Source organism: Paracraurococcus ruber (assembly GCF_004353985.1).
Lineage (GTDB): Bacteria > Pseudomonadota > Alphaproteobacteria > Acetobacterales > Acetobacteraceae > Paracraurococcus > Paracraurococcus ruber.
The window spans coordinates 1-2,230 of the sequence record NZ_SMOA01000499.1 but is presented as its reverse complement, the minus strand read 5'-3'; the positions used below and the strand labels follow the sequence as shown (position 1 = coordinate 2,230).

The window sequence follows — 2,230 nt, the reverse complement described above, 5'->3', positions numbered from 1 at the left end:
CAGGCCCGGCCCGGCGCCCCTGACCGCCCGGGCACGTTCTGCCGGCGCCCGGGCATGCCGTCGCCACCGGCGCGCCGGGTCAGGCGGCGGCCGGCGGCGGGGCGGGCAGCCGCACCGTCTCCCCCGCCACGTCGATCGCCACCTTGCCGCGGAGCCCGTGCGCGCGGCCGCCTTCCAGCAGGGCATGCGCCTCGCCGATGCGGGCGAGCGGCAGGACCGCGCCGATGACCGGGCGCACCAGGCCGCGCTCGATCAGGCCGGTCAGCGCATCCAGCTTGCCGCGCGCCTGGCGCGTGAAGACGAAGTGGTAGGCGGCATTCCGGCCCCAGGCCGCGATCAGGGTCTGCGGCTGCGCGACATCGACCAGGCTGACGACGCGCCCCAGATCGGCGAGCGCCGCCGGGCTGCGCGTCAGCGTGTCGGCCCCGATCGTGTCGAAGATGACATTCGCGCCGGCCTGCCCGGTGAGCCTGAGCGTCGCCGCCACATAGTCCTCGGCGGTGAAGTCGATCGCCTCCTCGGCCCCGAGCGAGCGGACGAAGTCGTGGTCGCGCGCGAGCGCGGTGGTGATCACCCGGGCGCCGATCGCCCTGGCGACCTGGATGGCCACCGACCCGACGCCGCCCGCCCCGCCATGGATCAGGATCGTCTCGCCGACCCGCAGCCGCGCGCGCTGCACCAGGGCCTCCCACACCGTCCCGCCGACGAGGGTGAGGCTCGCCGCCTCCAGATGGGTCAGCGTCCGGGGCTTGCGCCCGACGAGGTCGACATCGGCCACGTGCTGCCCGGCATAGGAACCGGGGCCGCCGAAGATCCGCGGCGTGTAGTAGACCTCGTCGCCGACGGCGAATTCCCGCACCTCCGCGCCCGTCTCCTCGACCACGCCGGAGATGTCGTGGCCGATGATCGCCGGCAGCGGCACCTGTGCGGCGTAGTCGCCGCGCCGGATCTGGTAGTCCAGCGGGTTCACCGCCGTCGCATGCACCCGCACCCGCAGCTGCCGCGCGCCCACCGGCGGAACCGGCACCTCGCGCAGCGCGAAGGCGTCGGGGCCGCCGAAGCGGGTGAGCACCGCCGCGGTCGTCATCTGCTGTCGCATTCCGCTTGCTCCCATCGGGAACCCTGTCCCTGCGGGCGCATCTGAGCCGCTGCCGGAGAGCGGGGTAGGGCGCCGGATCCGGGATCAGCTTCAACGGAAGCTTGAAGCCCGGGCCCGCCCGGCGCGTGGCTGACTGGCGCCCGGGAGGGCACCCGCCATGGATGTCGACGACCTCACGCTGTTCCTCCGCATCGCGCGGCTCGGCAGCATCAGCGCCGCGGCCCGCGACCTCGGCGGCACGCCGGCCGGCGCGAGCGCGCGCCTCGCCTCCTTCGAGCGCAAGCTCGGCGCCCGGCTGATCCACCGGACGACGCGCCAGGCGACGCCCACCGAGGATGGCCTCGCGCTCCTGCCGCATGCCGAGCATGTGCTGGATGCCGTCGCGGCCGCCCGCGCCGCGCTCGGGCGGCAGGGCGCCGTCTTGCGCGGCACCCTCAGGGTGGCCGCGCCCTCCTCCTTCGGGCGCCTGCACATCGTGCCGGGCCTGCCGGAGTTCTGTGCCCGCCATCCCGGGCTCAGGCTCGACCTCCGCCTCTCCGACAGCATGGTCGACCTCGTCGAGGGCGCCTTCGACCTGGCCGTGCGCTATGCCGAGCTTGGCGACACCTCCTTCGTCGCGCGCCGCCTCGCGCCGGATCGCCGCGCCCTCGTCGCCTCGCCCGGCTACCTCGCCCGGCACGGGCGGCCGGAAACCCCCGACGACCTCGCCGGGCATGCCTGCCTCGTGGTCGGCACGCTCGACCTCTGGACCTTCCAGGGGCGGGATGGCCGGCCCGTCGAATGCCGCGTGACGCCGACCCTGCGGATCAATGACGGCGAAGCGGTGCGGGACGCCGCCTGCGCCGGGCTGGGCATCGCGCTGATGGCCACCTGGTGCGCCGCCGAGCAGATCCGCAGCGGCGCCCTCGTCCCGGTCCTCGGCGCGCATCCGCTCGTCTCGACGCAGACGCTCTGGGCGCTCTACCCCAGTTCCCGCGACCTCGCGCCGAAGGTCCGGGTCTTCATCGACTGGCTCGTCGCGCGCTTCGGGCCGGAGCCCTACTGGGACCAGGGCCTCGGGCTGGCCGCGGCGGCGCCGGGCCGGTCGCCGCCCGCCGCCGGCTGAGCCCGGGCCGCGGCGGCGCCGGCATC

General features: G+C 75.6%; 2 protein-coding genes. One reads left to right on the top strand and one right to left on the bottom strand.

The features are described 5' to 3' along the window. Positions 1-79 precede the first annotated feature (79 nt). Positions 80-1,099, bottom strand: coding sequence for a zinc-binding dehydrogenase (locus E2C05_RS31190; protein ID WP_200306814.1), 1,020 nt, complete (start codon positions 1,097-1,099; stop codon positions 80-82). Between the two features lie 157 nt (positions 1,100-1,256). Here E2C05_RS31190 and E2C05_RS31185 point away from each other — a divergent pair, with 157 nt between their 5' ends. Next, complete coding sequence (locus tag E2C05_RS31185; protein WP_133223492.1) at positions 1,257-2,204, top strand: LysR family transcriptional regulator; 948 nt, start codon at positions 1,257-1,259, stop codon at positions 2,202-2,204. Positions 2,205-2,230: the final 26 nt, after the last annotated feature.